This window comes from Microbispora sp. H10830 (assembly GCF_014161375.1).
GTDB lineage: Bacteria > Actinomycetota > Actinomycetes > Streptosporangiales > Streptosporangiaceae > Microbispora > Microbispora catharanthi.
The window spans coordinates 155,057-176,310 of record NZ_JABBWX010000004.1 but is presented as its reverse complement, the minus strand read 5'-3'; the positions used below and the strand labels follow the sequence as shown (position 1 = coordinate 176,310).

At 71.2% G+C, this 21,254-nt stretch carries 23 protein-coding genes and 1 pseudogene; 17 read left to right on the top strand and 7 right to left on the bottom strand.

Annotated elements, in window-relative coordinates:
* Window positions 1-3 precede the first annotated feature (3 nt).
* The 6 genes from HHX35_RS13155 to HHX35_RS42585 all read left to right on the top strand — a co-directional run bounded on the left by HHX35_RS13155 (window position 4) and on the right by HHX35_RS42585 (window position 4,884).
* Window positions 4-945, top strand: a complete 942-nt coding sequence (locus HHX35_RS13155; protein WP_182899124.1) for a ribokinase — start codon at window positions 4-6, stop codon at window positions 943-945.
* A 28-nt stretch (window positions 946-973) separates the two neighbouring features.
* Window positions 974-1,240: a hypothetical protein gene (locus HHX35_RS13150; RefSeq protein ID WP_182899123.1), complete on the top strand. Its 267-nt coding sequence runs from the start codon at window positions 974-976 to the stop codon at window positions 1,238-1,240.
* Window positions 1,241-1,508: 268 nt separating this feature from the next.
* Window positions 1,509-2,681: a hypothetical protein gene (locus HHX35_RS13145; RefSeq protein ID WP_220505360.1), complete on the top strand. Its 1,173-nt coding sequence runs from the start codon at window positions 1,509-1,511 to the stop codon at window positions 2,679-2,681.
* Window positions 2,682-2,805: 124 nt separating this feature from the next.
* Complete coding sequence (locus HHX35_RS13140) at window positions 2,806-3,276, top strand: lamin tail domain-containing protein (RefSeq protein ID WP_310739062.1); 471 nt, start codon at window positions 2,806-2,808, stop codon at window positions 3,274-3,276.
* A gap of 278 nt (window positions 3,277-3,554) precedes the next feature.
* Window positions 3,555-4,037: a hypothetical protein gene (locus tag HHX35_RS13135; RefSeq protein ID WP_182899121.1), complete on the top strand. Its 483-nt coding sequence runs from the start codon at window positions 3,555-3,557 to the stop codon at window positions 4,035-4,037.
* Window positions 4,038-4,317: 280 nt separating this feature from the next.
* Window positions 4,318-4,884, top strand: a complete 567-nt coding sequence (locus tag HHX35_RS42585) for a dienelactone hydrolase family protein (RefSeq protein WP_220505359.1) — start codon at window positions 4,318-4,320, stop codon at window positions 4,882-4,884.
* A 90-nt stretch (window positions 4,885-4,974) separates the two neighbouring features.
* On the opposite strand, the pseudogene HHX35_RS42580 reads toward HHX35_RS42585, so the two are convergent.
* A pseudogene (locus tag HHX35_RS42580) lies at window positions 4,975-5,118 on the bottom strand (alpha-amylase family glycosyl hydrolase); the annotation flags it as partial.
* A 112-nt stretch (window positions 5,119-5,230) separates the two neighbouring features.
* Between HHX35_RS42580 and HHX35_RS13125 the strand changes: the two are divergent.
* The 4 genes from HHX35_RS13125 to HHX35_RS13110 all read left to right on the top strand — a co-directional run bounded on the left by HHX35_RS13125 (window position 5,231) and on the right by HHX35_RS13110 (window position 8,433).
* A complete protein-coding gene (locus HHX35_RS13125) occupies window positions 5,231-5,644 on the top strand; it encodes a YchJ family metal-binding protein (protein ID WP_310739061.1) in 414 nt (137 codons plus the stop codon).
* Window positions 5,645-5,975: 331 nt separating this feature from the next.
* Window positions 5,976-6,305 carry a hypothetical protein gene (locus HHX35_RS13120; protein ID WP_182899119.1) on the top strand — a complete coding sequence of 110 codons (330 nt, stop codon included), beginning with the start codon at window positions 5,976-5,978 and terminating at the stop codon, window positions 6,303-6,305.
* Window positions 6,306-6,518: 213 nt separating this feature from the next.
* Window positions 6,519-7,061, top strand: a complete 543-nt coding sequence (locus HHX35_RS13115) for a hypothetical protein (RefSeq protein ID WP_182899118.1) — start codon at window positions 6,519-6,521, stop codon at window positions 7,059-7,061.
* Between the two features lie 124 nt (window positions 7,062-7,185).
* Window positions 7,186-8,433 (top strand): ROK family transcriptional regulator, encoded by a 1,248-nt coding sequence (locus HHX35_RS13110; protein WP_220505358.1) that lies wholly within the window; start codon window positions 7,186-7,188, stop codon window positions 8,431-8,433.
* Window positions 8,434-8,551: 118 nt separating this feature from the next.
* Here the strand turns inward: HHX35_RS13110 and HHX35_RS13105 are convergent, their stop codons facing one another.
* Entirely contained in the window at window positions 8,552-9,238 is a 687-nt protein-coding gene (locus HHX35_RS13105; protein ID WP_396780098.1) for an STAS domain-containing protein, read from the bottom strand.
* Window positions 9,239-9,357: 119 nt separating this feature from the next.
* Between HHX35_RS13105 and HHX35_RS13100 the strand changes: the two genes are divergently transcribed.
* Window positions 9,358-10,374, top strand: a complete 1,017-nt coding sequence (locus HHX35_RS13100) for a chemotaxis protein CheB (RefSeq protein ID WP_182899116.1) — start codon at window positions 9,358-9,360, stop codon at window positions 10,372-10,374.
* A 9-nt stretch (window positions 10,375-10,383) separates the two neighbouring features.
* Window positions 10,384-12,234 (top strand): CheR family methyltransferase, encoded by a 1,851-nt coding sequence (locus HHX35_RS13095; protein ID WP_182899115.1) that lies wholly within the window; start codon window positions 10,384-10,386, stop codon window positions 12,232-12,234.
* A 6-nt stretch (window positions 12,235-12,240) separates the two neighbouring features.
* On the opposite strand, the gene HHX35_RS13090 is transcribed toward HHX35_RS13095, so the two are convergent.
* The 3 genes from HHX35_RS13090 to HHX35_RS13080 form a co-directional block, all read right to left on the bottom strand.
* Window positions 12,241-13,095 carry an SAM-dependent methyltransferase gene (locus tag HHX35_RS13090; protein WP_182899114.1) on the bottom strand — a complete coding sequence of 285 codons (855 nt, stop codon included), beginning with the start codon at window positions 13,093-13,095 and terminating at the stop codon, window positions 12,241-12,243.
* 97 nt (window positions 13,096-13,192) lie between these two features.
* A complete protein-coding gene (locus HHX35_RS13085; protein WP_182899113.1) occupies window positions 13,193-14,065 on the bottom strand; it encodes a hypothetical protein in 873 nt (290 codons plus the stop codon).
* Window positions 14,062-14,373 (bottom strand): PadR family transcriptional regulator, encoded by a 312-nt coding sequence (locus HHX35_RS13080; RefSeq protein WP_182899365.1) that lies wholly within the window; start codon window positions 14,371-14,373, stop codon window positions 14,062-14,064. Before HHX35_RS13080 ends, HHX35_RS13085 begins: the two co-directional genes overlap by 4 nt.
* 134 nt (window positions 14,374-14,507) lie before the next feature.
* On the opposite strand from HHX35_RS13080, the gene HHX35_RS13075 reads away from it, so the two are divergent.
* Both HHX35_RS13075 and HHX35_RS13070 read left to right on the top strand, forming a co-directional pair.
* Complete coding sequence (locus HHX35_RS13075; protein WP_182899112.1) at window positions 14,508-14,693, top strand: hypothetical protein; 186 nt, start codon at window positions 14,508-14,510, stop codon at window positions 14,691-14,693.
* Window positions 14,694-14,747: 54 nt separating this feature from the next.
* Window positions 14,748-15,626: a TIGR03619 family F420-dependent LLM class oxidoreductase gene (locus HHX35_RS13070; protein ID WP_182899111.1), complete on the top strand. Its 879-nt coding sequence runs from the start codon at window positions 14,748-14,750 to the stop codon at window positions 15,624-15,626.
* 271 nt (window positions 15,627-15,897) lie between these two features.
* Here HHX35_RS13070 and HHX35_RS13065 read toward each other — a convergent pair whose 3' ends face one another.
* Window positions 15,898-17,547: a WD40 repeat domain-containing protein gene (locus HHX35_RS13065; protein ID WP_182899110.1), complete on the bottom strand. Its 1,650-nt coding sequence runs from the start codon at window positions 17,545-17,547 to the stop codon at window positions 15,898-15,900.
* 239 nt (window positions 17,548-17,786) lie between these two features.
* Between HHX35_RS13065 and HHX35_RS13060 the strand changes: the two genes are divergently transcribed.
* On the top strand, window positions 17,787-18,260 hold the full coding sequence (locus HHX35_RS13060; RefSeq protein WP_182899109.1) for a nuclear transport factor 2 family protein: 474 nt from the start codon (window positions 17,787-17,789) through the stop codon (window positions 18,258-18,260).
* Here HHX35_RS13060 and HHX35_RS13055 read toward each other — a convergent pair.
* A complete protein-coding gene (locus HHX35_RS13055) occupies window positions 18,232-19,179 on the bottom strand; it encodes an IclR family transcriptional regulator (protein ID WP_182899108.1) in 948 nt (315 codons plus the stop codon). The two genes, HHX35_RS13060 and HHX35_RS13055, sit on opposite strands and share 29 nt — an antisense overlap.
* An 88-nt stretch (window positions 19,180-19,267) precedes the next feature.
* Between HHX35_RS13055 and HHX35_RS13050 the strand changes: the two genes are divergently transcribed.
* Window positions 19,268-20,437 (top strand): hypothetical protein, encoded by a 1,170-nt coding sequence (locus HHX35_RS13050; protein ID WP_182899107.1) that lies wholly within the window; start codon window positions 19,268-19,270, stop codon window positions 20,435-20,437.
* Window positions 20,437-21,213 carry an SDR family oxidoreductase gene (locus HHX35_RS13045; RefSeq protein WP_182899364.1) on the top strand — a complete coding sequence of 259 codons (777 nt, stop codon included), beginning with the start codon at window positions 20,437-20,439 and terminating at the stop codon, window positions 21,211-21,213. The genes HHX35_RS13050 and HHX35_RS13045 overlap by 1 nt, the downstream gene beginning before the upstream one ends.
* The last annotated feature ends 41 nt before the right edge of the window (window positions 21,214-21,254 follow it).

Genomic DNA, 21,254 nt, shown 5'->3' with positions numbered 1-21,254 from the left:
GCCATGGAACCGAAAGGTGTCGTCGTCGTCGGGAGCATCTCCGCGGATGTCACCGCCTTCACCCGCCGCCTCCCGCGCCGGGGAGAGACCGTTCTCGGCGACGACGTCACCTTGGTCCTCGGCGGCAAGGGCGCGAACCAGGCGGTCGCCGCCGCCCGTGCGGGAGCGCCCACCTGGCTGGTCGGCTGCGTCGGCACCGATCCGTTCGGCGAGATCGTCACGTCGGCGCTGCGCTCCCACGGCGTGGCGCTGACGGAGGTCCGCTCCGTCGGCGACCGCACGGGCGTCGCGCACATCAGGGTGGACGCGTCGGGCGAGAACGACATCGTGATGACTCCTCTCGCCAACGCGGACCTCAGCGCCGAGATGGTGGACGAGAGCATCCGGGCCGTGCGCGGCAGGGCGAGCGTGCTGCTCCTCCAGCTCGAGATCCCCGTGGAGGTCGCCTGTCACGCGGCCGAGGCGGGTGCGCGGGCCGGGCTGACCGTGGTGCTCGACCCGGCGCCCGCGCAGCCGCTGCCCGACCGCGTCTGGCCGCACGTCGCCGTCGTCACCCCCAACGAGAGCGAGGCCGCCGCGCTGACCGGGGTGGAGGTCGTCGACGTCGCGTCCGCCGAGCGGGCCGCGGCCTGGTTCCTCGACCGGGGCGTGCGGCACGCGCTCATCACGCTCGGATCGGCCGGTGCCCTGTCGGTCACCCCCGAGGGCACCCGGCACTTCCCGGCCTACCCCGTCACCCCCGTGGACACCACCGCCGCGGGCGACGCCTTCACCGGCTCCCTGGGCGCGGCCCTCGCGGCGGGCCTCGACACCGCCACGGCCATCCGCCGGGGGATGGCCGCCGGAGCCTTGGCGACCACCCTGCCCGGCGCCAGCCCCTCGCTGCCCGACCGCAAGGCGGTGGACGAACTGCTCGACGCCGTGGCTGAGGGAGCCGCTCGCTGAGGCGCCACTGAAGGGGTGGGACCACGTCGTGGAGGTCGGCTACGAGAGCACGACCGGGCAGGTCCGGCTCACGGACCCCATGGCTGGGCAGAGCGACCTGCCCAACTTCGCGTTCCGGGGCAAGGGCCGCTACCGGATCCGGGTGCACTACCGCAGGCCCGATCTCGAAGCCTGGACACCTCAGCACATCCTCGTGATGGTCTATCCCGGCCGAGCCCGGCCGTTGGTCGAACACCGCTCCCGCCCTGTCGTACGTGCCCGGGGCCGGGCGCGGGCCGGCGTTTCGCGAGCGTGAGCGCGGGACGGCCGGCGTCGGCGGTGGAGAAGGGGCCGTGCGAGAGTGCGCAGAAGCAGGCGTGCAAGAGCGCGCAAAGCCCGCGTGCAAGAGCAGGCAAAGCCGCCCTCGGGCCGCACCCGGCGGGCGTTAGCGTCTCGCCGACCCGTCGCGCCGCGCCGCTCCCGCGTGCGTCCGCGGCCGGTCGTCGTGACCGTACGGGGGCCGGCCGGGCGCAGCCCGCCGCGACGAGGGGGCAGGCGTGGGACGAGCGCGTGGAACCGGTGCCGTGACCGTGGTGCTGATGATGCTCGGAGGGTTCGCCCTGGCCGGTTGTGCGGCGCAGCAGCCCGCACCGCGTGCCGAGCCATCGGGGGCCGTGCCGTCGCGGGGCACGAGCACTCCGGCGGCGTCCGCTTCGCCGTCGCCGGACGCGGCCGCGTCGTTCGAGGCGCGGAGCCGGGGTCAGGTCGACGTCTACGCGGCAGACCGGCCGGGCATGCTCAGCCCCGTCGTCAAGGGCTTCCGCTCCCTCGTGTACGTGCCCAACAGCGAGAGCGGCACGGTCGACGTCATCGACCCGGAGACCTACCGGATCGTGCGGCACTTCACGGTCGGGGCGTTGCCGCAGCACGTGGTGCCGTCCTGGGACCTCAAGACGCTGTGGGTGAACAACAACCGGGGCAACTCGCTGACCCCCATCGACCCCCGCACGGGCAGGCCCGGCCGCCCGGTGCCCGTGGAGGATCCCTACAACCTGTACTTCTCGCCGGACGGCAAGTACGCGCTGGTCATGGCGGAGCGCAACAACCAGCTCGATCTGCGCGACCCGCACAGCATGAAGCTGCTGCGCTCGCTGTCGCTGCCCTGCCGGGGCATCAACCACGGCGACTTCACCGCCGACGGCTCGGTGTTCCTCGCGAGCTGCGAGTTCAGCGGCGACCTGGTCGTGCTCGACTGGCGCACGCCGAGCGTGATCCGGCACATCCACCTGGGCCACATGAGCATGCCCCAGGACGTGAAGCTGTCGCCCGACGGCACCGTCTTCTACGTCGCCGACATGGAACGGCACGGGGTGTGGCTGGTGGACGCGGCGACGTACAAGGTCATGCGGTTCCTGCCGACCGGCCGGGGCGCGCACGGCCTGTACGTGAGTCGCGACTCGCGCCGTCTGTACGTGTCCAACCGGGGCGAGGGATCGGTGTCGGTCGTGTCGTTCCGGAAGCGGAAGGTGGTGGACGTCTGGCGGATCCCCGGCGGCGGCTCGCCCGACATGGGCGGCGTGTCGGCCGACGGCACGAAGCTGTGGCTCAGTGGCCGCTACCACGGCGTCGTCTACGTCTTCGACACCCGGGACGGCAGGGTCGTGCGCACCATCCCCGTCGGGGCCGGACCGCACGGGCTGTGCGTGTATCCGCAGCCGGGCCGCTACTCCCTCGGCCACACGGGCATCTTCCGCTGACCCGCTGACCTCCGTCGCAGGACGCTCTATCGGATGCCGAACCGAGACGGGAACGGTCAATCGGCCTCAAGGGTGGTCAATATGATCGATATGGATCATGTCCCCCCAACCCAGGAGCATCCCTGTGCGTATCCGATCTCTGCCGGTGGCCGCAGCGGTGGCCGCCGGCGTGGTCGCCGTCTCCCAGCCCGCCTACGCGGCGGGCCCGGCCGTACGGATCACCAAGATCTACTACAACTCGCCCGGCTCGCCGGACTTCGGCGCGAACAGCAGCCTGAACGGCGAGTACGTGCAGATCAAGAACACGACGAAGAAGGCCGTCAGCCTCAAGGGCTGGACCGTCCGCGACGACACGAGGCGTTCGGACCACGTCTACACGTTCGGCCCGTTCACTCTCGGCGCCGGGAAGACGGTCACACTGCGGACCGGCCGGGGGAAGGACACCTCCACCACCCTCTACTGGGGCAGGAGCGGGGGAACGCTCGCCTACATCTGGAACCAGGCCAAGGACAAGGCGTACCTGCGGAACGTCTCCGGCGCGCTGGTCGACTCCTGCGCGTACAACTCCTCGAGGCAGGACTACAAGATCTGCTGACCGCGGCCGGACCGTGACCGGCCCCCGGCGGAGTATCGCCGGGGGCCGGTTCGTCCTCCCCGACGCGGCGTGAAACATTCAGCGGCCACAGCGGGATTTTGACCGGGTTCGCCGCCCTCTCTGTCCTGGTTGTGGCGGAACGGTGTTCCCAAGGTCCCTTGGGATGCGTCGTTTAACGCCTGACCGGATCCAGCCCCGCGATCGCCGCGCTGGATCGGTCCGTGAATGTCGCAATACCCTCCGGGCACTCGGCACTCCTGCAACGGATGAGGTGTGAATTGACCGCACGCTCGCGAGGACGTCGCCTGACGACGTCGATCGCCATGGCCATCGCGGCGATGGCCGCCGCGCTCCTGCCGCTCAGCCCCGCGCACGCGGCGTACGGCGCGGACCAGCCGGTTTACCTCCAGTTGGTGAGCAACGACGGCAACGCGACGCAGTTGGCCCTCCTGGACGGCACGGTGGCGTTCGACGACGGCAACACGAAGTACCGCTACTCGCTGCGGCTGTGCTGGCAGCACGCCTACCCCGCGCCCTACTTCCTGATCAACGTCAACGGTACGAGCTCGTCCTGGCCGACCCAGACCGGCACCACGTCCTATGCCGGGTGCCAGCAGGCTTTCCTGTACAGCGGCGAAGTGAACTTCGGCAGCACCGTCAGCAACGTCCGCTTCGACGTGACCGGAGGCTGGTTCGGCAGCAACGGTCAGTACCAGATGCGCACCAAGAGCACCGGCACCTACGACAACCCCTACAACTGAGCCGCTTCTGCGCGGCGCGCGACGACCCGGGGCCCGGTGAGGCGGGCTGAGGCTCGCGCCGGCGACGGCGCGGACGGCTGAACGGCGAGGTCTCCGGCAGGCGGTTCACGAAGGGCCGCCGATGCCGGAGACCTCGTCGCCGTTCGGCGACGCGACAGGCCGCGAGCTTCCGCCGGTCTCGGCCGTAAGTGCTTCGCCGGTGCGGTGACCACGGACGTTCACCGGGCTGCGGGATCGCTCTCGCTGGTGGGCGCCGACGCTGGTGGGAGAACATGACGGGATGGCTCACATCGCCTTGTTCCATTCCGTCTACGGGCTGCGCGCTGTCGAACGTGCTGCCGCCGACCGCTTCCGTGCCGCCGGGCATGAGGTCGTCACGCCTGACCTGTACGCCGGTGAGGTCGCCACGACGATCGACGATGGGTTCGTCCTGATGGGTCGGATCGGCTGGGAGGGCATCGTGGAACGAGCCCGCGACGCGGTCCGCGACCTGCCTGCGGGCACCGTTCTCGCCGGTGTCTCGATGGGTGCCGGAGTGGTCGGCTCCTTGCTGGCCGACCGGCTGGATGCGGCCGGTGTGCTGCTCCTGCACGGAATAGCGGGGATTCCCGCGTCGGCGCGGGCCGGTCTGCCCGTGCAGGTGCACGTCGCCGACCCGGACGCATTCGCACCTCCCGCAGCCGTCGCCGCCTGGGAGAAGGGCGCGATGGACGCGGGCGCTGCCGTGCGGGTCTTCACCTATCCGGGTGTCGGGCACTTCTACACGGACGCGAGTCTGCGTGATCACGACGCGGAAGCGGCCGAGCTCACCTGGCGGCGGAGTTCGGACTTCCTGCGTCACCTGTGAGCCGCTGAGCCGGGCCCCGCCGGCGTAGATGACCTCCTGGTGGATGTACGGCGTGCCCTTGAGTCTCGACCTGATCGCCGCGAGGTCGTCGGGGCTGATGTCCTTGGCCGCGTCGATGCGGAAGCCGTCCACGCCCAGGTCGGTCAGCTTGTTCATGTACGCGGCGATCTGGCCGCGTACGTAGTCGGAGCCGGTGTTGAGGTCGGCCAGGCCGACGAGCTCGCAGCTCTGCACCCGCCAGGCGTCGTCGCCGGCGGCGGTCTCGGTGAGCGCGGGCAGCGCCACCGCGGTGCCGGTCGCCGCGGTCGCGGAGCGTGCCCTCGGGCGGGGGCGATAGCCTCGCGGGGTGAGCCGTACCTCTCGTTCCCGCCGTGCGCCGCGCGCCGGCGAGCCCTGTCCCTGTGGCCTGCCGGCCGTCTACGGCGACTGCTGCGGCCGGTTCCACGCGGGGCAGTCCGCGCCGACAGCGGAGGCGCTGATGCGCTCGCGCTTCTCCGCGTTCGCGGCCGAGGACGAGGCGTACCTGCTGCGGACCTGGCACCCCTCCACCCGTCCGGCGCGGGTCGATTTCGACCGGGGCATGCGGTGGACCGGGCTGGAGATCGAGGCGGCCACCGGGGGGAGCCCGGTTCACGCCGACGGCACCGTCACCTTCCGTGCCCGGTACGACTATCGGGGACAGCCCGGCGAGATGCGTGAGCAGAGCCGCTTCGTGCGCCACGAAGGCGCCTGGGTCTACCTCGACGCCGTCGGCGAATGAGCCCCGCGAAGACCGGACCGAGACCCGGACTCGACACAAATGTTTGTCATTCCGGATTTAAGCCGATAGTGGCATTTGAGGGCATTGACGTGTGATGTCCGTTCAGAAGGCATAGCGACAAAAAATGCGTCATCATCCATGCCGCGCTTGGCATGGGCGGGGCTGAGGCCACGGTGCGGGGTATGAGGGCATCGTTGCTTATGTCCGCGACGAAAGCCCATTGCCGCATGGCCTTGGTAGGTAGGTGCGTTTCACGATGTCTCGCCGCTGTACGTCCCGCTCCCGACCGTTTCGGGCTCTGACGGCCCGTCGCCTGACGCTTGCCACTCTCGTGGCCGCGATCGCGTGGAGCGCCGCGGCCCAGGAGGCGAGCGCCGGCGCGCGGTTCCTCGGTCGTGCTCCCATGAGGGCCACCGGCCACGGCGGAGGCGGGGGCCAGGTGGCGGCGGGCGGGACGGCCACGGCCCGGCAGCTCAAGTCGGGCAACGGCAAGTTCAACCAGAATCTCAACGGCGTGTTCGCCCCGACCTTCATGATCGGTCAGCAGCAGACCGGCATCACGAACGGCGGGCGCATCAGCACCCAGGGCGCCTTCTGCGGTCCCGGCCCGAGGAAGTGCAAGATCTGGCAGAACATGCCCATCAACGCCGGCGGCTGGTGATCGCCTTCGAATACGCACGGGCCGCGGATTCCGCGAATGCGGGTCGCGCTGACTGATATGGCAATGATGCCGTAAGACGCCGCGCGCGCCGGGCGCGGAATACCACCGTGTCACTAGCCTGAAAAGGCCCGGGCGGAAGGGTGCCGCCCGGAGCATTGCGGCGGCGACTGGCGGGAGCGCGCGATGAAGTGTCAGCGGTACGGCGGGACGGCCATGAGGAAGATCGGTCTCGGTCTGCTCGCCTGCGCGTCTGTCGTGGCGGCGCTGGCCGCCGCGGGCCCCGCCGCCGGGGCCACGCGCACCCATGGGCGGGAGACACCACGGCACCAGGAGTCCGGGCTCCGGCCCGCGCGGCCCGAGAGGGACGCCGCCCAGCCCGGGCTCACCGCCACGAGTCCCACGACCAACCGCGGTACGCAGCAGATCACCATCAACGTCGCGAACGGCGGGACCGGCATCCAGAACGCGATGTGCAGGGGTAACCGGGCGTGCGACATCGCGCAGGCGCTCGGCACGCCCTACGCGGGCGCCTCGCCCGCCCCGGCTCCGCAGGCGTCGCCCAAAGCGAAAGCGGCGACCCGCGCGGGAGCGGTGAATCGTGGACGGATGGGGACCCGTGCGGGAGCGGCACCCCGTGCGGGGGCGGCGGCCCGGCATGCGGCGGTCTCCGCGGGCCGGCGGGGGACCGGCCTTCAGGCGGCACGGATCCTCGGGCGCGCGGTATCGGGGGATCAGGGCGCGCGGGCGCGCCGGTGAACGCGGGGCTCCGCCGCGTACGCCTCCGTTGATAATCTCAAGATGAGGAAGGGGCCGCGGCCCTGCCCTCCTGTCCACGGCCCGCCAACGAGGAACTCCTCCGAGTCGTCAGGATTTGCGCACCATGTCGAAAGCCGGTCGGTCCCAAGAGGAGATGCGCCGGCGCAACCTCGGCGATCTGCTGCGGCACGTGCACCTGGTCGGCGCGCTCTCCCGTTCCGAGCTGGCCGACCGGATGGGCCTGAACCGGAGCACCATCATGGCGCTGACCGCCGAGCTGTCCGCGGCGGGCCTGGTCAGCGAGGAGTTGCCCGGAGACACCGGCAGGGCGGGCCGGCCGTCGCTGGTGGTCCGCCCGGAGCGCGACCGTGCGCACGTGCTGGCCTTCGACGTCCGCGTCGACCGCCTGGTGGCGGCCCGGGTGGGACTGGGTGGTGAGATCCTCGACCGCCGGGAGGCGGTCAGGTCCCGCGCGGGCGCGGACCTGGAGGACGTCGTCGGCGTGCTCGCGGGCTTCGGCCGCGAGCTGCGGCGCGGCGCCCGGACGGGCTCGGTGTGCGTCGGAGTCGGCGCGGCCTACTGCGGCATGATCCGGCCGGACGACGGCACGGTGCGGTACGGGCCCTATGTCGGGTGGGTGGACCAGGCGTTCGGCGTCGAGCTCGGCTCCCGCCTGGGGCTGCCGGTGCTCGTGGGCAACGAGGCCCACCTGGGCGCGCTGGCCGAGCGCGACCGCGGCGTGGGCCGTGGCTTCGACAACCTGATCTACCTGCACGGCGACGTCGGTGTGGGCGGCGGGATCATCGTCGGCGGCAAGCTGCTCGGCGGCGACGGCGGCTACGGGTGCGAGCTGGGGCACATGATGGTGAACCCGTACGACGGGCGGCCCTGCATGTGCGGCTCGCGCGGCTGTCTGGAGGCCGAGGTCGGCGAGCACGCCCTGATCGACGCCGCGGGCCGCTCGGGCGAGCTGAGCGGCCGCGAGGGCGTACGCGCGGTGGTGGAGGCCGCCGGACGCGGGGACGCGGCGGCCGAGGAGGCGCTGCACCGGATCGGCGACTGGCTGGGCATCGGGGTGGCGAACCTGATCAACCTCTTCAACCCCGGCATGGTGATCTTCGGAGGGATGCTGCGGGACGTGTACCCGGGCTCGGTGGCGCAGGTCGGCCACAGGGTGGAGGCGAACGCCATGGTGATCTCCCGGGAGCAGGTGCGGTTGCGGGTGTCGGCGCTCGGCGACGACGTCACGCTGGTCGGTGCCGCGGAGCTGGCCTTCTCCAGGCTCCTGGCCAGTCCCCTGGAGGTGCTCGCGGAGATGCGGCGCCGTACGGCACACCGGACCGCCCCCCGGAAGCGCGCGCTGGCGCTCTGACGGCGCCGCGCCGCACGGGGTTGAGCGGCACGGGGTTGAGCGGCACGGGGTTGCGGCAGGGGGTTGAGCGGTACTGCTCAGCGGCACGCTTTCAGGTGCGCGCTTTCACGTACACGGTTCAGCGGGCGGCGAACGTCTCGGCCTGGCGGCGGAAGCCGTCCGCCCTGACCCGGTGGGAGTCACCGTCGCAGGACAGGCCGGGACACGGCCGCTCCGCGAGCGCGTTGTGAAGGATCGCGAGGCGCTCCTGGGCGTCCGCCAGGCGGGTGCAGAGCGACCGCGCCCTCTCGCGCATGGTCGCCATGTGCGTACGGGCCTGCTCGCGCAGGAGCCGCGAGTGCTCCAGCAGCGCCTCCCGGCCGCCCGGGTCCGACATGCGGCGTGCCGTATCGCCGGAGCGTGCCGACGCCACCGGGCGCCGTCCCGGCTCTTCACGCCGGCCGGGCAGGAGCACGAGGCGCCGCTCCAGGGGCGCCATGGGCGCGGCGCGTACGACGGTCGGGCGTCCCCGCCGCCCCTCCGGCCACATAAGAGCGAGCAGGCGGCCCAGGGGCCGGCTCGCCCAGACGATGAGACCTCCCGAGGCCGAGGCGGCGGCGGTGTGCACGCGCTCGAGCGCGCGCACCCCGGCGAGGTCGCAGAACCTCAGGCGGACCGCGTCGAGCACCAGGTGCACGCAGCCGTCCGCGAGCAGCGGCGCGACGGCCCCTTCGAGCTGCACGCAACTGAAAAGGTCCATCTCTCCGCTGACGCTCACCACGGCGGAGTCCGATTCACACTGTGTCACTCTCACCCACAGTTCCATGGGTGACCTCCTTACCCCGCCTGAGACGGGGAGACGGGCAACGGGCGATCGAATTTCTTTTCCGAGCGCTCCGCATGACTCCCGCACTTCAAGGATATGGGGCGTTTGTGGGTGTGCTCATGCAGCGGGATGTCGTGGTCGCCGCGGCCTCCGCGGGAGGCATCGAGGCCCTGCGGACGCTGCTCGGCAACCTCCCGGCCGGCCTGCGGGCCTCCGTGCTCGTCGTCCTCCACATCTCGCCGCGGGCGGGCAGCGCCCTGCCGGGCATCCTCGACCGCGCGGGGCCGCTGAAGTCGGCGGCGGCGCAGGACGGCGAGCCGCTGCTGCACGGGCGCGTCTACGTGGCCCCTCCCGATCTCCATCTGCTGCTCGACGGCGAGAACGTCCGGCTGTCCCGGGGCCCCCGGCACAACGGGCACCGCCCGGCCGCCGATCCGCTGTTCATGAGCGCGGCCGCCTTCGCGGGGTCGCGGACCCTCGCCGTCGTCCTGAGCGGGACCCTCGACGACGGGGCACGGGGATGCGCGGAGGTGGAGCGCCGCGGCGGGCTGGTGGCCGTGCAGGACCCCGAGGAGGCCCCTTTCGACGGCATGCCGCGCGCGGCCGTCGCCGCGACGAGGCGGCCGATGGTGTCCTCCGTACGGGAGATCGCGCAGTGGATCGCGCGGGAATGTGAAGGAACCGCGTCTCCTCCACGGGAGATCGAGGTCGATCGAAAGCTCCGGCACGAGTTGGACGCGTTCTTCTCGGCAGGTGTGCCCGACCCGCCCCCCGGCCGGTTCAGCGCCCTGAGCTGCCCCGACTGCAACGGACCGCTGTACGAGGTGGCATCGCCCCCGAACGGGCACTACCAGTGCATGGTGGGTCACGCCTGGTCGATGGAGAGCATGGTCGACGGGCAGTCGGAGGCCGTCGAGCGGGCCTTCTGGGTGGCGATCCTGCGGATCGAGGAGCGGCTGCGGCTCCTGACGCGGATGCTGGGCAACGCCGAGGACCGCGGGCAGGCCCTGGTGGCACGCCGCCTGCGGCAGCAGACGGAGCGGGACCGGGACGCCCTCGAGACCCTGCGTCACCTGCAGAGCCGGATCGGCCGCGAGGCGCCGGCCCCGGTCACCCACGGCGACGAGCGGCGATAGCGTGGACCCATGGTCACCAGCGAGGAGCGCGAGTTCGACGACCTCCTGTTGATGCTCAAGGAGACCCGGGGGTTCGACTTCTCCGGGTACAAGCGCAGCACGCTGCAGCGCAGGGTCGCGCGGCGGCTGGAGACGCTCAAGCTCGAGACGATGGGGGAGTACCGCGACTACCTGGAGTTGGAGCCCGGTGAGTTCGCGATCCTCTTCGACAGCCTGCTCATCAACGTCACCGGGTTCTTCAGGGACCCGCAGGCCTGGCAGGTCCTGCGCGCGAGGGCGATTCCCACGATCTGCGCGGCCAAGGGCGGTGGCCGCGCGATCCGGGCCTGGAGCGCGGGGTGCGCCACCGGCGAGGAGGCCTACAGCCTCGCCATCGCCCTGGCGGAGGAGCTGGGGCTGGACGAGTTCCGGGAGCGGGTCAAGATCTACGGCACCGACCTGGACGAGAAGGCCCTGCACGTGGCCCGTACGGCGGTCTACGACGAGCGCAAGCTCGCCGACATGCCGCCCAAGCTGCGGGACAAGTACTTCGAGCCGGTGGATGCCAGGTTCGCGTTCCGCCGTGACCTGCGCCGCCAGCTCGTCTTCGGCCGCAACGACCTCACCCGGGACGCCCCGATCTCCCAGGTGGACCTGCTGCTCGCGCGCAACACGATGATGTACTTCAACGCCGAGACGCAGCTCAACATCGTCCGCAAGTTCCACTTCGCCCTCGCCGACCCCGGCTACCTGTTCCTGGGCAAGGCGGAGATGCTGCTCAACCACGGCGACAAGTTCGAGCCGGTGGACCTGCGCGTGCGCCTGTTCAGGAAGATCCCCCAGCCCACGGGCGGGGCGCGGATCGGCTGGAACTCGCCGCCGCCCCACGCGGAGGAGAACACGCGGCTTCCGCGGCTGCAGGGCGCGGCGCTCGCCTCCGGCCCGGTCGCCCAGATCACGCTCGACGCGTCGGGCAGGCTCGCCCTGCTCAACACCCGCGCCGAGGTCCTGTTCGGCCTGCGGCCTCGTGACGTGGGCAGCCCGTTCCAGGATCTCGAGGTGTCCTACCGGCCCGTCGAGCTGCGGTCGCTGATCGAGCAGGCCGAGCTGGACCTGCGTACGGTCGAGCTCCACGACGTCGCCTGGCGGCGCCCCGGCATGCAGGAGCCGAGCGTCTTCGACGTCGCCGTCGTCCCGCTCATGGACAGGACGGGCGAACTCGTCGGCGTCACGATCAACTTCCACGACGTCACCCGTTATCGGCGGCTCCGCGACGAGCTCGAACAGGCGAACAAGGAGCTCGAGCACGCGTACGAGGCACTGCAGTCGCTGAACGAGGAGCTGGAGACCACCAACGAGGAGCTCCAGTCGACCAACGAGGAGCTGGAGACCACCAACGAGGAGCTCCAGTCGACCAACGAGGAACTGGAGACGATGAACGAGGAGCTCCAGTCCAGCAACGACGAGCTCCAGCAGATCAACGAGACCCTCAACGCCCGGACGCTGGAGCTCGACCGGGCCAACCAGTTCGTCGCCTCAGTGGTGCGCTCGCTCGGCGACGTGGTGGTCGTCGTCGACCGGGACCTGCGGGTGCTGCTGTGGAGCCCGGGGGCGGAGGAGCTGTGGGGGCTGCGCGCCGACGAGGCCCACGGCCGCGACCTGTCCGCACTCGACATCGGCCTGCCCCTCGGCCCGCTGCTGCCCGCGATGCGGCGCGTGCTGGACGGCGACCCGGTCGCGGGCGGCGCTCAGGCAGACCCGGCCAGCGTCGAGGCCGTCAACCGCCGGGGCCGCCCCGTCCGGCTCGCGGTCACACTGGCGCCGCTCCACGAGGACGACGCGTCCGTCGAGGGCCTGATCCTGGTCATGAGCGGGGATTGACGCACGTCAGGGGCCGGGAACGAGGCCGACTCCGCCCAGGATGTCGCCTCCCGGCAGGCCGTTCCATTCGAACTCCACGGTCTCGGGCCGCCACCGGTCCAGCGGCACGACTCCGGGCTCCAGCACGTGGAGGCCGTCGAGGAAGCCGCGGACCTGGGCCGCGGTGCGAGGCACGATGCCGCCCGCGGTGGTCGCGGTGTAGACGTCCCTGCCCCGCCTGACCGCGTCCTCGTCCAGGTCGCCCTGGGTGATGTGGGAGACCACCAGGTGGCTGCCCGGGGCGAGCGGCTCGCGGAACGCGCCGACGACGCGCGCCGCCTCGGCGTCGTCGGTCACGAAGTGGAGGACGGCCAGCATGATCAAGGCGACCGGCCGGGTGAAGTCGAGGTGGGTGAGGACGCCGGGGTGATCGAGGATCGACTCCGGTTTCCGCATGTCGCCGTCGATCACGATCGACCGGGGGTTGTCGGTGAGCAGGGCGCGTGCGTGGGCGAGCACGATCGGGTCGTTGTCGACGTAGACGACCCGGGACTCCGGCGCCTCGGCCTGCGCCACCTGGTGGACGTTCTCCTGCGTCGGCAGCCCGGTGCCGATGTCGAGGAACTGCCGGATGCCCGAGCGCGCCAGGTGCCGTACGGCCCGCACGAGGAAGGCGCGGTTGGTCCGGGCGACCTCGCGGGCGTTGGGCAGGATCGAGATGATCTTCTCGGCGGCCTCGCGGTCGGCCGCGAAGTTGTCCTTGCCGCCCAGGTAGTAGTCGTACATCCGGGCCACGCTCGGCGTGCCGGGGTCCACCACCCACGCAGGAGCCTGCTCCTCGTGCACGCTCTGCCCTCCACAGTTCGTGTCGGTCCGCTCCATGGGACGACGTCCATCCTAGGGACACAAGTGCCGGTTCTGACCGTCTGATCCGACAATCGGCAATGTCAGATGTCTCCTCGGCGGTCCGCTTCCGGCGTCAGACCTTCTGCCTGGTCCGCCTGGCCACGACGAACGACGAGATCACGAGCAGGGTGAGCAGGCCCCAGTACGCGAGGCCCTTCCTGCCGTGCATGGAGAGGTTCTCGCCCAGATAGGTCAGGCCGGGGATCAGGTAGACCGCCGCCGCGAGCGCCCATCTGGCGTCCCTGACCGAGACGGTGGCCCAGAGCACGGCCGCGAGTGCCAGCACCTCCACGCCCGCCCGCGCGAGCATCCAGGGCAGCGTCTCCGGGTAGGACAGGCCGAGCAGGAACTGCAGCCCCCAGCAGAACGCGGGAACGAGAAGCCACGACCACGACCGGGCGGGAAGGCCCTTCCCCGGTCGCACCGCGAGTACGGCCAGGCCGGCGACGATCACCCAGAAGGGCGCCATGCTCGACACCTCGACGTACGCGGGGCCGAAGCCGGCCATGGTGAACGCGCCGCCGTGGAGGACCAGGAAGCGGCTGGACGCGAGCGCCGCGATCAGCGACAGGGCGAGAGCCACGCGCGCCCATCCGCGGATGATCGCCACCATCAGCGCGACCGCGCCGAGGGTCCAGACCGGCCGGACGAGGTGCGGCAGCACCTCGATCTTCATGGCGAACGTGGTCGTCGCGACGGCGAGCACGCCCAGCTGCAGCCCGTCCGCCCACCAGGGCATGTCCCTGGCCCGGGCGTTCCGGGCGCGGGCGGCGAACCCGCCGGCGATGAGAGCGAGCACCTCACGGAGCGGCGGACGGCGGGTGTGAGGGCCGGACGCCGCCATCAGGGTGCCGATGAGTTCATCGCCGTGCCACTTTCGATAGACCTTCGGATAGACCCGGAGCAGGCGGCGGTAGCGCCGTTCGAGGGCGTGCTCGGCGGTCATGCGCTCACCATCCCGATCTGCGCGGTGACGACCCTGGCGGCCTGCTGGAGTCGCGCGGCCTCCTCGCGGACGGCGGCGACGCCGTCGTCGGTGATCCGGTAGTACCGTCTCGGCCGCCCGTCGACGACCTCTTCTCCGTCGACCGCCACCAGGCCCGCCTCCACGAGCCGGTCGAGCGCCCCATACAGGGTGCCGACGGCGATCTTCACCCGTCCGGCCGACTGCTCACCTGCGCGTTTGATGATTCCGTAGCCGTGAAGGGGGGCCTGTAGGAGCGCGGCGAGGATGAAGTACGTCGCTTCCGTCATCTTGGTCACGGAGGGACCATATATCGGGTGCCGATATATGGTCCAGCGCTCGCGGTGGGACCGGTCGAGCACCTGGCGATGCCGGGGGGCGAGCCCGAGTGGGTAGGGGCTCGATGGGGGAGGGAGGTGACGGCATGGAGCCGCGCGGCGCCCTCGGGCTGCGTATGGTGCTGGCCACCTTCGGGCTGGCCGTCTGCGGCTTCATCGCGATCACGGCGTACGCGGCGGGGCTGGTCGTGCCGGCGGTCGTCGCGACCGTGCTCGCGATCGTCGCCGCGGCCGACTTCGTCGTGGTGGTCCGTCGGCGGGCCGGGCGGTGAGGAAGGATATCCGGGGCATTCAAAAATAGAACGCGTTCTCGTACGCTCCGGGGTATGCGTTTCACCTATGCCGAGGCCATGACCGACCCGTCGTACTATCTGCCGCTCGCCCGGGCCGCGGAGGCGGCGGGGTACGCGAGCATGAGCGTGGCCGATTCCCTGGTCTACCCCCGGGAGTCGGACGCGAGGTATCCGTACACGGCGGACGGAGACCGGGAGTTCCTGGAGGACAAGAGCTTCATCGAGACGTTCGTCCTCATCGCGGCGATGGGGGCGGTGACGTCGACGATCCGGTTCACGCCGTTCGTCCTCAAGCTCACGGTGCGTCCCCCGGTGCTGGTGGCCAAGCAGGCCGCTTCGGTCGCCTGGCTCACCGGCGGCCGGCTCGGCCTCGGCGTCGGGCTGAGCCCCTGGCCGGAGGACTACGCCGTGACGGGCGTGCCGTGGGCGCGGCGGGGCAGGCGCATGGACGAGGCCGTCGAGATCGTCCGCGGCCTGACGCGCGGCGGCTACTTCGAGTACCACGGCGAGTTCTACGACCTGCCGCCGGTGAAGATGTCCCCGGTGCCGGCCGAGCCGATCCCGATCCTGGTCGGCGGGCACAGCGAGGGGGCGCTGCGCCGCGCCGCCAGGCTCGGGGACGGCTGGATGCACGGCGGGGGAGACCCGGCAGAACTGGACGCGCTGCTCGCCAGGCTCGCCGCGCTGCGCGCCGAGGAGGGCACCGCCGACCGGCCCTTCGAGATCCACGTGATCTCCCCCGACGCCTACAGCGTGGACGGCGTGAGGCGGCTGGCCGACAAGGGCGTCACCGACGTGATCGTCGGCTTCCGCAGGCCGTACGTGAAGGGGCCCGACACCGAGCCGCTGAGCCGGAAGATCGAGCACCTGGAGCGCTTCGCCGAGACGGTGATCGCCAAGGGATGCTCCTGAACGACCTCGAAGATCACCATCTAACCGGCGTCGGCGGGCAACCACCCCCGATTTTCAGCCCGGAACGGGCGTTCGCAAAGGAACAACTCGGGCTCCTATGAAGTCATAACGCCACGTCCAGTGGGTGCACATGAGCACCTCCCGACCAGGACCGACAGGTCCTGTTGAGAAACCGAGGTCAGTCAGTGGCTGGGTCAAGCCCTGGCGGGAGGGGCTCACCTGCATCATCGCTGTCAGTCGGCGTTCGTGACCTCTCCGAAAGAAGGTCCGGTCACCCGGCTGCCGTCACCTTGAGCTGGTGTTTGGCCGCCGCATAGACAGTCGCCTGGTCCCCCTTCCACTCGGCCCCATAGGTGTACGTGCCGGCCTCCGGGGGTGTGTCCGTGAAGGCGAACGACCCGTCGGCGCCGGGGGACACCGTGGTGAGCACGATGGTCCTGGCGCCCTTGCCGCTGGCGATCCTGCGATAGATCCGGACCACGGCATCATCGTCGGCGGGAGGCCGGCCGAAGTCCAGCGTGCCGTGCATTTGGAGGGGAACGCCGACGGTTCCGTCCGCAGGTCCGGTCAAGGTGATGGACGTGGGGTGCTTGGCCACTGTGACGGTCGCCGAATCCGCGCTCCACCGGGTGTCCTCGGTGCCGTCCCAGAGCACGCGATAGCTGATCGTTCCAGCGACCGGCGGTATGTCGGTGAAGGTGAAGGCGCCGTCCGCGGAGGTCGTCGCCGCCGGGAGTGTCGCGCTGGTGCCGTCGGGCAGCCGACGGGTCACGGTGAGCGGCTTGGCGGCCAGCGCCGACCCGTCCGTCAGCGTGAGCCGGCCGGTCACGGTGAGCGGTTCGAGCGCGACCGCGTCGGCCGGGGCCGTCATGGTCAGCGTGGATCCCGGAAGAGTGGCGCGGTCGAGTCGCCACAGTTTGAACCCGCAGGTGTACTGCGGCGCCGGGCAGCCGGACGAATCCCCCACCACGCCGTAGACGGTGTCGCCCAGGAAGGCGAGAGTGCCCGGCATCACGCTTTGTGCCGGGCTTTGGTCGGTGTAGAGCTTCGCCGTCGTCGCGGTGTCGTACAGCTTGACCTTCTTGTAGAAGCGGCCGCTGGTGGCGACCTGCGTGCCGTCCGGACTGATGGCGACAACCGTGGGGCTGTCCCTGTCACCGCTCGGCTCGTCGGCGCCGTAGCTGCGGACCTTCGTCAGGGTGGTGGTGTCCCAGGCGTCGTACTGGGTCGGGAAGTCGAAGGCCGGGATGACCGTCGAGCCGTCGGGCGTGAGCGCCAGGTCGTAAAGGGCGCCGGTCATGTACGAGGAGAAGCGGTCGGGAATCTCGCCGCGCTTGACGGCGGCGGCTCCGCTCAGGTCGTAGACCTCGAGGTTGCCCGATGAGGTGCTCGTCTCGCCGACCACCAGCGTGTTCCCGGCGGCGGCGACCAGCGGGGCATCGCTCATCGGTGAGACCGGGAACCGGACCGGCTCCGGTGCCGCCGCCGACAGGTCGAGGCTGGCGACGCCGACATGGTAGGTCGTGTACGCGCAGCCGTAGCCGACCCACAGGCGGTCGCCGGTCAGGGACAGATGCGTCGGGCACCTGTCCTCGGCCAGGTCGAAGCGCCGGGTGACGGTGAGGCTGCCGGTGTCGATCTCGGCCACCTCGTTCGACCCGCGCAATGCCGCGTACAGCCGCGTGGCGTCCGGCGTGATGGCGAGGCCCGCCGCGCCGGACAGGCCGGTGACGGTGCCGATGAGAGTTCCCTCGGCATCGGTGACGGCGATCTGGTCGCCACCGGAGACGAAGATCTTGCCGCCGCCCGCGACCAGGTCGCCTGTCTGCGTGATGCCGATGTCCGTGAGAGAGTCGTCGGCCGAGGCAGCAGGTGCGGGAACCACGACGAGGGCGGCGGCGACTGCCGCGGCGCCGCCCAAGGCGAGTACCCGGCGTTTCAGTCGGGCGGTCGACGGCCCTTTCCGATGTGCGTGCAGAATGGCCGCGCGCCGACCATGTGAATGTCTCCGAATTAGCCTGTCGATCATGACTGAGATGTATTCATGCCTGCCCAAAGCCGGTCAAGTGAATATGGCGCGTACGTTCCGTGAAACTTCATGTGCAATCGGATTAGAACGCGTTCTTGCAAGCCGTTCCGCGCTCGCGCATGCTGGGGCGCATGGATTTGATCGCGCTGGAGGAGATCCGCCAGACCAAGTACCGCTACCTGCGCTGCCTGGACCTCAAGCGCTGGGACGACTTCGCCGATACGCTCACCGGCGACGCCGTGGCGGCCTACGACAATCCGGTCGCCGGCGACCCGCTGCGGTTCGACGGGCGCGAGGCCATCGTCGGCTACATGCGCGCCAGCCTGGGGCCGGAGGTGATCACGACGCATCTCGCGGGTCACCCCGAGATCGAGATCGACGGCGACGACGCGAGGGGCACCTGGTGCCTCGACGACACCGTGCTCATTCCACGCCACCGCCTGATGATCCGCGGATCCGCCTACTACGAGGACACCTACCGGCGCTGCTCCGACGGGCGCTGGCGGATCAGCGGCACCGGCTACCGCCGGACGTACGAGTACACGGTGTCCCTCGACGACCTGCCCAGTCTGCGGTTCACCGCGAACCGCTGGGCGGCGTCCTGAGCTTCCCGGAGGCGGGGCGCGGCGCCGTTCCGCCGGGGACCGCGCCGCCGAGTTCCGCGGTGACGGCGTCGGCCGCGGCCACCAGCGCGGCGCCGCGCCGGGCGATCTCGGCACCGGTGACGGCGGTGCCGACGTGCAGGGTGAGAACGAGTTCCTGCTCGCCGCCGGGGCCGTAGGCGGGTGCGGCGACGAGGTTGACGGGATGCTTCTTGCGCGGGTTGAGGCCCGCGCCGAGGTAGACGCGCTCGCCCAGGCTCGACACCATCTCGCCGACCAGGGCGCGCACCTCCCGTGGCAGCTCGTACGCCGCCACCCCCGCCATCAGGGAGTGCAGGCGCATGCCGGCGGGGGTGAGGCTCTCCACGAGATAGCCCGCCGCCCGGCACTGCTCGACGACCTCGCGCAGGTGCTCGCGGTCCATGCGCACCGGCAGCGTCGGCTCCCTGGCCAGCCAGCGCTCCAGCTCCCGGTCGGGTCCCCACAGCACGTACATCAGCCCGACGGGCGGCGCGAACGGGTAGCGCTCACCCACCCTGACCGGCGGATCGCCGGGAGGGACGACCGCGTCGAGCACCATGATCTCGTCGCCGACGACGGCCGAGGCGGTGCAGGTGGCGTGATACCGCTCGGCCAGCGGCTCCAGGTGCCGCCGGGCCACGTCACCGGCCAGGAAACCGCGCCGCGCCGCCCTCCCCGCCGCGACCAGCGCCGGACCGAGGCCGTACGTCAGGGTGGCCGGGTCGCGCACGAGATAGCCGGCGGCGACCAGTTCGGTGAGGATGCCCAGGCACGTGGGCTTGCTGATGCCCAGCTCGCGGGCGAGCGCGGACAGGCCGAGCCCGCGGCCGCCCGCCGCGACCAGATGGTCGAGCACGGCGACCACCCGCCGGGCGGGGGGAGAGCGCCGGGCCACGGCCATTGACCACTCCTAGAACGAGTTCTACTCTCGCGGTGGGAAAAGACTACCGCTTCGGTCCATATTTGTACCGCGTATCCGAGGGAGTCCGATGGCCACGGAACCGTTCGCCCGGGCGATCGCCGAGGCCGAGGAGATCATCCGCTCCGCGCCGCACGTGCGCACCGAGCAGGACCTGGCCGAGGGCCTCGACTACCTGGCGGGCGGCATCAAGGCGGCGTTGCACATGACGTGGGCCTACGACCGCGACTTCCCCTTCTTCGCCGCCTCCACCGGCCCGTACGCCAAGCTCGGCCTGGACAACCCCGACACGCTCTACTTCCACGCCTACATCCGGGACGACGCCGAATACGTGGTCACCGGCCGCCGCGGCACCACGGCCGACCTGAGCTTCCAGGTGCTCGACGGCGACTACTCGCCCGCGCGGTCGCCCGACAGCCTCACCGCCTTCGACGACCGCGACATCGAGATCGCCCCGGACGGGTCGTACGAGCTGCGCTTCGGCCCGCCCGGCACAGGGGCCCGCTTCACGCTGGGGCCCGGCGCGGCGATGCTGATCGTGCGCGAGGTCTTCTCCGACTGGGACGCCGAGCGGCCCGGCGAGATCCGCGTCCACCGCGCCGACACGCTCGGGTCGGCGCCCCCGCCCCCGGCCGTGGACAGGATGGCCAGGCGCTACGAGGTGGCCGCGAAGATGCTGCTGGGGCGGCTGCGGACGTTCCTCGCGTTCCCGGAGCGGCACTACCTCACGCTGCCGGTCAACACGATGACCGAGCCACGGCCCACACCCGGCGGCCTCGCGACGCAGTATTCGTCCGTCGGCCACTACGACCTCGACGACGACCAGGTCATGGTCGTCACCGTGCCCGCGGCGGGCCGCGACGTCGCGCCCTACCAAGGGTTCCAGCTCGGCGGCATGTGGTACGTCTCGCTGGACTACATCAACCACCAGACCAGCCTCACCGCGGACCAGGCCCGCCACGACCCCGACGGGAAGATCCGCTACGTGGTCGGCGAGCGCGACCCCGGGCTGGCCAACTGGCTCGAACGCACCGGGCACCGCCGCGGCTACCTGCAGATCCGCTGGCAGCGGCTCACTCGCCCACTCGGACCCGCGGACGGCCCCGAGGTGGAGGTGATGCGGTTCGAGGACCTGCCGTCCCGGCTGCCCTACCACGATCGGCAGCGGGTGAGCCCGGGGGAGTGGGCGGCCCGGATCGCGGCCCGGCAGACCGCCGTCGCCAGAAGGATGCTGGGGTGATGCCGCTGAAGGACCGGGTCGTCGTGATCTCGGGGGTCGGGCCGGGGCTGGGGCGCGGCCTGGCGCTGCGGTGCGCGGCCGCCGGGGCCGACGTGGTGCTGGCCGCCCGGGGCGAGGAGCGGCTGGCCGCGGTGGCGGAGGAGGTCGCGCGGCTCGGCCGCCGAGCCGTGCAGGTGCCGGCCGACGTCACCGACGAGGCGTCGCGGCGGCGGCTGGTCGCGACGGCGCTGGAGACCTGCGGCCGCGTCGACGGACTGGTCAACAACGCCTTCGCGATGCCGCCGATGACGGACCTCGTCGACGTGGACCTCGACGCGGTGCGTGCCGCCTTCGAGACCAACGTGCTCGCCGCGTTGCGGCTCACCCAGCTCTTCGCGCCGGCGCTCGCCGAGCACGCGGGCTCGGTCGTGATGATCAACTCGGCGGTGCTGCGGCACTCGCGGCGCACCTTCGGGGTGTACAAGATGGCCAAGGCGAGCCTGCTCGCCCTCGCCCAGAGCCTGGCGACCGAGCTCGGGCCGCGCGGCGTGCGGGTCAACAGCGTCGCACCCGGCTACATCTGGGCGGACAACCTGAAGCGCTACTTCGAGGCACTGGCCCGGCGGCGCGGCGTCCAAGTGCGGCAGGTGTACGACGAGACCGCCGCCACGCTCGACCTGCGCAGGCTGCCCGAGCCCGACGAGATCGCCGACGCCGCTGTGTTCCTGCTGTCTCCGCTCGCGCGGGCGATCACCGGCCAGTGCCTCGACGTCAACTGCGGCGAATGGCACCACTGAGCGGTTTCGATCAGCACTGAGCAGTTCCTATCAGCCTGCGG

Bases quoted from the DNA above. Each gene is read 5' to 3' on its own strand.
- HHX35_RS13155 (WP_182899124.1), top strand. From the start codon at position 4: ATGGAACCGAAAGGTGTCGTCGTCGTCGGGAGCATCTCCGCGGATGTC.
- HHX35_RS42585 (WP_220505359.1), top strand. From the start codon at position 4,318: ATGGCTCACATCGCCTTGTTCCATTCCGTCTACGGGCTGCGCGCTGTC.
- HHX35_RS13115 (WP_182899118.1), top strand. From the start codon at position 6,519: ATGAGGAAGATCGGTCTCGGTCTGCTCGCCTGCGCGTCTGTCGTGGCG.
- HHX35_RS13110 (WP_220505358.1), top strand. From the start codon at position 7,186: ATGTCGAAAGCCGGTCGGTCCCAAGAGGAGATGCGCCGGCGCAACCTC.
- HHX35_RS13105 (WP_396780098.1), bottom strand. From the start codon at position 9,238: ATGGAACTGTGGGTGAGAGTGACACAGTGTGAATCGGACTCCGCCGTG.
- HHX35_RS13100 (WP_182899116.1), top strand. From the start codon at position 9,358: ATGCAGCGGGATGTCGTGGTCGCCGCGGCCTCCGCGGGAGGCATCGAG.
- HHX35_RS13095 (WP_182899115.1), top strand. From the start codon at position 10,384: ATGGTCACCAGCGAGGAGCGCGAGTTCGACGACCTCCTGTTGATGCTC.
- HHX35_RS13090 (WP_182899114.1), bottom strand. From the start codon at position 13,095: ATGGAGCGGACCGACACGAACTGTGGAGGGCAGAGCGTGCACGAGGAG.
- HHX35_RS13085 (WP_182899113.1), bottom strand. From the start codon at position 14,065: ATGACCGCCGAGCACGCCCTCGAACGGCGCTACCGCCGCCTGCTCCGG.
- HHX35_RS13080 (WP_182899365.1), bottom strand. From the start codon at position 14,373: ATGACGGAAGCGACGTACTTCATCCTCGCCGCGCTCCTACAGGCCCCC.
- HHX35_RS13075 (WP_182899112.1), top strand. From the start codon at position 14,508: ATGGAGCCGCGCGGCGCCCTCGGGCTGCGTATGGTGCTGGCCACCTTC.
- HHX35_RS13070 (WP_182899111.1), top strand. From the start codon at position 14,748: ATGCGTTTCACCTATGCCGAGGCCATGACCGACCCGTCGTACTATCTG.
- HHX35_RS13060 (WP_182899109.1), top strand. From the start codon at position 17,787: ATGGATTTGATCGCGCTGGAGGAGATCCGCCAGACCAAGTACCGCTAC.
- HHX35_RS13055 (WP_182899108.1), bottom strand. From the start codon at position 19,179: ATGGCCGTGGCCCGGCGCTCTCCCCCCGCCCGGCGGGTGGTCGCCGTG.
- HHX35_RS13050 (WP_182899107.1), top strand. From the start codon at position 19,268: ATGGCCACGGAACCGTTCGCCCGGGCGATCGCCGAGGCCGAGGAGATC.
- HHX35_RS13045 (WP_182899364.1), top strand. From the start codon at position 20,437: ATGCCGCTGAAGGACCGGGTCGTCGTGATCTCGGGGGTCGGGCCGGGG.